Genomic DNA, 7,174 nt, shown 5'->3' on the forward strand with positions numbered 1-7,174 from the left:
GCACTGTATCAACTACGCCGCTAACGCGCTCAGTAGTTCTAAACTCAGGTGATCGGGTTTATGAATGTGATGCAGTCTATTTTTTCGGCTCGTAAAATAGTGCATCCAACATAGCGGCCCGAGCCCTCCAAGCCTTCAAGTCAGGGCCTGAAGTGGGTGGTTTCGACTTCCACCAAGGCGCATCCATGACTCTTTCTACTACCTCATCCCAATATCGGTCGTAATCGAGCGTAGTCACCTGTGTGATACCCACATCTTCAGCCAGTTTTCTGAGGTTCGCGCTGTCTACGCAAAGGAACTGGTCAGGGCGTTTCATACTGAGTAAGCGCGTCGATGTGCCTATGCCGCCGCCGCCATCAGGAAATGCCTTACAGAAAGATTTGATGAAGCTTTTGTACTGCACTCGGGTCACAGTTCCCGTAAGTGGAATGTGGTCCAAGGCATCCGAAAGATGTTGAGGCTGGTCGATCACTCTATTCTTGAACCTGCCCGCGCCCTGCATGGAACCAAACCAGGCAGCTGTTTCAAGCACTTCATTTGGCAACCCGGCAATCGCTCGTCGTGTTTGTGCATCCAGATCCTTGAAGTGCGCAACGCTGGCGAATGCCCGTTGGACCCAGTCCAACATGAGCAACCGCTCTTCGAATCCATGCTGGTCATCCTGCTTGATCAGCGCGAGATAGCTTTGCCAGTCCAAGCCCATAACTTCAGACTCAATGGCAGGCTTGCTCGGAGGCATCTGACCGTACTGATCCTTGAGTTTGTGAAGCTCCGGTAATTTCGACTCACGGATATGCCGGTACCGCTTAGCTTCATCGGCAGAAAGGGTTTTGGCATTTTCCGAGTATTGGTCAATCAACGACTGCAGTTGCGCAAGGTCGAGGCCGTCGTCCTTGGTCAATAGCGTACAAAGCTCGGTATTTTTGCTGAAAGCACCGGCAGTGAAGTTAGCACTACCAATAATGGCCTCCCAGAAATCATCATTCCAGAAGAGATACACCTTCGGATGGAACACACCGCTGGCTTGCAGAACAAACTTGACTTGTTGGGAGTCGATGAAGTCGTCCAGTACATCAGCATCGGTCTGGTAGAAATGTATACCGATGACACCTACACGTATTTTCTCTCGGTGCTTGAGCAAAAGCTTATAAGACGAAGGCGACGCAGAAGCCCAAGCAACTCCGAATGAAATATTCGGGTAGTGCTTGATGAGTCGTTGAGTCTCTGAGGCCAGTGAATTCGCGGTAGTAATGAGTTTCATAGCGTCCTTTCTGAGCGGTTTCATCGTCTATGATCTGCGATGCAGTAAAGGGAGCTTACCCAACATTAATAGTATTTAGCCATCATCCGAAGGGATGACTGACGGCAGCGGTGCTGTCGAAAGCGCAGAAATCCAATACGTATCGTCAGGACAGGGAGACTTACCCGCAATGGATAAACCGATCACCTACCGCGCCGCCACCGAAGACGACGTCTTGACCATCTGCGAGCTAGGCCAATTACTTAACGCAGTCCACCACGCCGCACGCCCTGATATCTATGCCAGCGCCACGCTCGACTTTTCCCGTGACCTCCCGCATTGGCTAGGTTTTTTTGAGCGGCCGGGCCAGGTGGTGTTTCTCGCGCAGGTGCGTGGGCAAGCGGTAGGCTTTATCACCGCGAGTTTGTCGTCTGCGGCAGGGCCTTTGATGCAACCGCTGGATTTTGTACGGATCGGATCGGTGTGCGTCGCCGAATCGTTTTGGGGCAAGGGTATCGGCCGTGGGCTTATGCAACAGGTAAAGGCGTGGGCGGTTGAGTGTGGCGCGAAGGATCTCAGGCTAACGGTTTGGGACTTCAATACACCGGCCCAGCGCTTGTATGCAGAGTTGGGTTTCGAGACCCGTGCAATCGAGATGGGCTTACAGCTCTAAGAATATGCATCGTCTAAACTCCACATACCCATCAACCCCGTGGAGACCTGAGATGAACAATAAAAATACCCTGTGCCTCTGGTACAACGGCACAGCCCTGGACGCCGCGACCTTCTACGCCGCCACCTTTCCCGACAGCGCCGTCAACGCCGTGCACCTCGCACCGGGCGACTACCCTTCCGGCAAGCAAGGCGATGTATTGACTGTCGAGTTTACGGTCATGGGCATCCCCTGCCTGGGCCTGAACGGCGGCCCGGTGTTCCCGCACACGGAGGCGTTTTCCTTCCAGGTGGCGACGGACGACCAGGCCGAGACCGACCGTTATTGGCACGCCATCATCGATAACGGCGGCCAGGCCAGCGCCTGCGGCTGGTGCAAGGACAAATGGGGCTTGTCGTGGCAGATCACACCGCGCGTGTTGAGCGCGGCGATCAGCCATCCCGACCCCGCCATCGCCAAGCGCGCCTTCAACGCCATGATGACCATGACCAAGATCGACGTAGCCGCCATCGAGGCCGCCGTGGCCGGGCGTTGAATACGAGTGGCAGCCATGGGCCGGGGTTGACACATTCAGTCACATCCCCTGAAGATGGTGGTCTTCTTCAGGGTGTGCCCGCTCATGTCTGCTACGTCTTTCGTTAACCTCACCGCCATTGGCTTGATTGCCAAGGCGCAAGGTTGCGTAGCGCACGCCCTCAAATCGAAGAAACAGTCGCTCATGTGACCGGGGCGCGCTGTCCCGTCAGATGAGCTGACAGGACATTGAGCGCGGACTCCCTCCCCCTTTGCACAATTCCCTATGCCCTTCTGACGGTGACTCAAGCGGTCAATCATCAGGAGAAAGTGCATGTCAGCGTTTCAAGGTATCTGGGTTCCCGTGGTCACGCCGTTCCATGACGGCGCCATCGACTTTGTCGGCCTGCGTCGACTGGTCAGCCATCTGCTGGAAAAACACGTAGCCGGGATCATGGTGTGCACCACCACCGGCGAAGCAGCGTCGCTATCGCGCCATGAACAATTGGCGGTGCTGGATGCCGTGTTGCAATTGGTGCCCGCGCACCGGGTGGTGATGGGCCTGGCGGGTAACAACCAGCTCGAGCTGCTGCAGTTCCAGAGCGAAGTGCTGAAGCGTCCGGTGGCCGGCCTGCTGGTGCCGGCACCGAGTTACATCCGCCCCTCCCAGGCGGGCCTTGAAAGCTTTTTCCATACGGTGGCCGATGCGTCCAGCGTACCGGTCATTCTCTACGACATTCCTTACCGCACGGGAGCGACCTTCGAGCAGGCCACGCTGCTGAATATCGTCGCCCATGAACGCATCGTCGCGGTCAAAGACTGCGGCGGCAACCTGAGCAATACCCTGGCGCTGCTGGCCAGTGGCAACGTCGACGTGTTGTGTGGCGAAGACATCCAGGTATTCAACGCGCTGTGCCTGGGTGCCAGCGGTGCGATTGCAGCGTCGGCCCATGTGCAGACCGAACAGTTTGTCACGATGTACCAGCAGGTACGGGATAACCAATTGGCCGAAGCACGGGCAACGTTTTTCCGCTTGCTGCCGTTGATAGAAACGATGTTCATGGAGCCCAACCCGGCGCCAGTGAAGGCGGCGCTGGCGTTGGATGGCCTGATAAGCACCGAGTTGCGCGCACCGATGCAGCCGGCCAGTCAAGCCGTGATGGCGCGCTGGCAGGCACTCTTGCAACGCTGATAGAACACGTCGAGTAGTTGCCCATGCGCCAAAAAAAGACAGGCATCCGACCGCCCGGTTGCGACCCACCCGATACCGGCCTATGTTCCATGCCATGCTCTGCATTTTGCTGTGCTCTTTCCTAGGCTCCTTCAGTACCCAGGTGACCACATGCCCACACAACCCCGCCCCGCCGTCCTCGAACTGATCGGCAACACGCCGCTGGTGCGTGTCAGCCGCTTCGACACCGGCCCGTGCACGCTGTTTCTCAAGCTGGAATCCCAGAACCCCGGCGGTTCCATCAAGGACCGCATAGGCCTGGCCATGATCGACGCCGCCGAGCGCGATGGCCGGCTGCGCCCCGGCGGTACCATTGTTGAAGCCACCGCCGGCAACACCGGCCTGGGCCTGGCGCTGGTGGGCCGGGCCAAGGGTTACCGGGTGGTGCTGGTGGTACCCGACAAGATGTCCACCGAAAAAGTGCTGCACCTCAAGGCCATGGGCGCCGAGGTGCATATCACCCGCTCCGATGTGGGCAAGGGCCACCCCGAGTATTACCAGGACGTGGCCGCGCGCCTGGCCAAGGACATTCCCGACTCCTTCTTCGCCGACCAGTTCAACAACCCAGCCAACCCCCTGGCCCACGAAACCAGCACCGCACCGGAGATCTGGGCACAAACCCAGCATGATCTCGACGCCATTGTGGTGGGCGTCGGTTCGGCCGGCACGCTCACCGGCCTGACCCGCTTCTTCAAGCGCGTACAGCCTGAACTGGAAATGGTGCTGGCCGACCCAGTGGGTTCGGTGATGGCCGAGTACAGCCGCAGCGGCAAAATGGAAACCCCCGGTTCCTGGGCCGTGGAAGGCATTGGCGAAGACTTCATCCCCTCGATTGCCGACCTTTCCAGCGTGCGCCATGCCTACTCCATCAGCGATGAAGAAAGCTTCGACCATGCCCGCCAGTTGCTCAAGGCCGAAGGCATTCTCGGTGGGTCCTCCACGGGCACCCTACTCGCCGCCGCCCTGCGCTATTGCCGCGAACAGACTGAGCCCAAGCGTGTGGTCACCTTCGTGTGCGACACCGGCACGCGCTACCTGTCGAAGGTCTACAACGACCAGTGGATGAAAGACGCGGGCCTGTTGCAATACAAGCACTACAGCGACCTGCGCGACCTGATCGCCCGCCGTTTCGAAGACGGCCGCGTGATCAGTGTCAGCCCCGATGACACCCTGCTCACCGCCTTCCAACGCATGCGTCTGGCCGATGTGTCGCAACTGCCGGTGCTCGTGGACGGCCAGCAACTGGTCGGCGTGATCGATGAATCCGACATCCTGCTGGGGCTGCATCAGGACGCCACGCATTTTGCCCTGAATGTCACCCACGCCATGACCACCGCGGTGCACACCCTCGCCCCCAGCGCCAGCCTGGCTGAACTGCAGGCGGAGCTGGATCGCGGTCTGGTTGCCATCATCGCCGACGCCTCAGGTTTCCATGGCCTGATCACCCGCGTCGACCTGCTCAATCACCTACGGAGATCCCTTGCATGAGTCAGTCCGATAAAAGCGCCTTCGCCACCCGTGTGATCCATGCCGGGCAGTCCCCCGACCCGACCACGGGTGCGTTGATGCCGCCGATCTACGCCAACTCCACTTACCTGCAAAGCAGCCCCGGCGTGCACAAGGGTTTTGATTACGGACGCTCCCACAACCCCACGCGTTTCGCCCTGGAGCGTTGCGTGGCTGACCTCGAAGGCGGCAGCCAAGCGTTTGCCTTTGCCTCGGGACTGGCGGCAATTTCCACGGTATTGGAGCTGTTGGATGCCGGCGCGCATATCGTCTCCGGCAACGACTTGTACGGCGGCACCTTCCGCCTGTTCGACAAAGTGCGCCAGCGCAGCGCCGGGCACACATTCAGCTACGTCGACTTGAGTCATGTGCAGGCCTTTGAAGCGGCGTTGCAGGCCAACACGCGCATGGTCTGGGTCGAGACGCCGAGCAACCCGCTGCTGAGCCTCACCGACCTCAGTGCCATCGCGCGTATCTGCCGTGATCGCGGGATTATCTGCGTGGCCGACAACACCTTCGCCAGCCCCTGGATCCAGCGCCCACTGGAACTGGGTTTCGACATCGTGGTGCACTCCACCACCAAATACCTCAACGGCCACTCCGACGTCATCGGTGGTATTGCCGTGGTCGGCGATAATCCCGAATTGGCAGAGCGCCTGGGCTTCCTGCAAAACTCGGTGGGCGCCATCGCCGGTCCCTTCGACGCCTTCCTCACCCTGCGCGGTGTGAAAACCCTGGCGCTGCGCATGGAACGCCATTGCAGCAATGCCTTGGAGCTGGCCACCTGGCTGGAGCAACAGCCGCAAGTGTCCAGGGTGTATTACCCCGGGTTGGCATCTCACCCACAGCACGAGTTGGCCCGTCGGCAGATGCGCGGGTTCGGCGGGATGATTTCAGTGGACTTGAACAGCGACCTGGCCGGTGCCACACGCTTCCTGGAAAACGTGAAGATCTTCGCCCTGGCCGAAAGCCTGGGAGGTGTGGAAAGCCTGATCGAACACCCGGCGATCATGACCCATGCGAGTATTCCGGCGGCGACACGCGCACAACTCGGGATTGGGGATGGGTTGGTCCGGTTGTCGGTGGGGGTTGAAGACGTGGAGGATCTGCGGGCGGATCTGGCCCAGGCTTTGGTGCGAATCTAACGATAGAACTCGGTCAAATGTGGGAGGGGGCTTGCCCCCGATGGCGGTGGTTCAGTCAACTAACCCAGCGACTGACACACTGCTATCGGGAGCAAGCCCCCTCCCACATTTGCCCCTCATACATCAGGTAGCTATCAACCTGCTGACGTGATGTTGGCCCGCGCGGCATGCAGCTTCTTGTAGCTGTCGATCAAGCGCAGGTGCCGGTCCAGGCCTTCCAGCTTCATGCTGGTCGGCGTCAAGCCGTGGAAACGCACCGTGCCGTTGACCGAACCGATCACCGCATCCATGCGCTCGTTGCCGAACATCCGGCGGAAGTTGGCTTCGTAGTCTGCCAACTCCAGGTCCTCATCCAGATGCATCTCCAGCACCGCATTGACCGCCTGATAAAACAGGCCGCGGTCGACAGTGTTGTCGTTGTACTGCAAGAACATCTCTACGCACTCTTTCGCCTCTTCATACTGCTGCAAGGCGAGATAGATCAGCAGTTTCAGTTCCAGGATCGTCAGTTGGCCCCACGCCGTGTTGTCGTCGAACTCGATGCCGATCAAGGTGGTGATGTCGGTGTAGTCGTCCAGCTCGCTTTCCACCAGACGCTCGGTCAGGGCCTTCAGTTCGTCATCGCTGAGGCGGTGCAGGTTGAGGATGTCGGCGCGGAAGAACAGGGCTTTGTTGGTGTTGTCCCAGATCAGGTCGTCCACCGGGTAGATTTCGGAGTAGTCCGGCACCAGGATGCGGCACGCGGTGGCGCCGAGGTGTTCGTACACCGCCATATAGGACTCTTTGCCCATGCCGTCGAGAATGCCGAACAAGGTCGCGGCTTCCTGGGCGTTGGAGTCTTCGCCCTGGCCCGAGAAGTCCCACTC

Annotated in this window: 6 protein-coding genes and 1 pseudogene; 5 read left to right on the top strand and 2 right to left on the bottom strand. The window is 59.2% G+C overall.

What is annotated here, in order from left to right; all coding sequences use genetic code 11:
* Positions 1-76 precede the first annotated feature (76 nt).
* Complete coding sequence (locus ACRESD_RS20465; RefSeq protein ID WP_431752564.1) at positions 77-1,261, bottom strand: phospholipase D family protein; 1,185 nt, start codon at positions 1,259-1,261, stop codon at positions 77-79.
* Between the two features lie 169 nt (positions 1,262-1,430).
* Between ACRESD_RS20465 and ACRESD_RS20470 the strand changes: the two genes are divergently transcribed.
* From ACRESD_RS20470 to ACRESD_RS20490, 5 genes are all read left to right on the top strand, one after another.
* A complete protein-coding gene (locus ACRESD_RS20470; RefSeq protein WP_431752565.1) occupies positions 1,431-1,913 on the top strand; it encodes an N-acetyltransferase family protein in 483 nt (160 codons plus the stop codon).
* Positions 1,914-1,965: 52 nt separating this feature from the next.
* On the top strand, positions 1,966-2,448 hold the full coding sequence (locus ACRESD_RS20475; protein WP_431752566.1) for a VOC family protein: 483 nt from the start codon (positions 1,966-1,968) through the stop codon (positions 2,446-2,448).
* 312 nt (positions 2,449-2,760) lie between these two features.
* Positions 2,761-3,618: a 4-hydroxy-tetrahydrodipicolinate synthase gene (dapA, locus tag ACRESD_RS20480; protein WP_431752567.1), complete on the top strand. Its 858-nt coding sequence runs from the start codon at positions 2,761-2,763 to the stop codon at positions 3,616-3,618.
* A gap of 150 nt (positions 3,619-3,768) precedes the next feature.
* Entirely contained in the window at positions 3,769-5,145 is a 1,377-nt protein-coding gene (locus tag ACRESD_RS20485; RefSeq protein WP_431752568.1) for a pyridoxal-phosphate dependent enzyme, read from the top strand.
* A complete protein-coding gene (locus ACRESD_RS20490) occupies positions 5,142-6,308 on the top strand; it encodes a cystathionine gamma-synthase (protein ID WP_431752569.1) in 1,167 nt (388 codons plus the stop codon). The genes ACRESD_RS20485 and ACRESD_RS20490 overlap by 4 nt, the downstream gene beginning before the upstream one ends.
* A 134-nt stretch (positions 6,309-6,442) precedes the next feature.
* Here ACRESD_RS20490 and ACRESD_RS20495 read toward each other — a convergent pair.
* Positions 6,443-7,174 (bottom strand): annotated as a pseudogene (locus ACRESD_RS20495) (OsmC domain/YcaO domain-containing protein); the annotation flags it as partial.

It is taken from the genome of Pseudomonas sp., from assembly GCF_050739995.1.
GTDB lineage: Bacteria > Pseudomonadota > Gammaproteobacteria > Pseudomonadales > Pseudomonadaceae > Aquipseudomonas.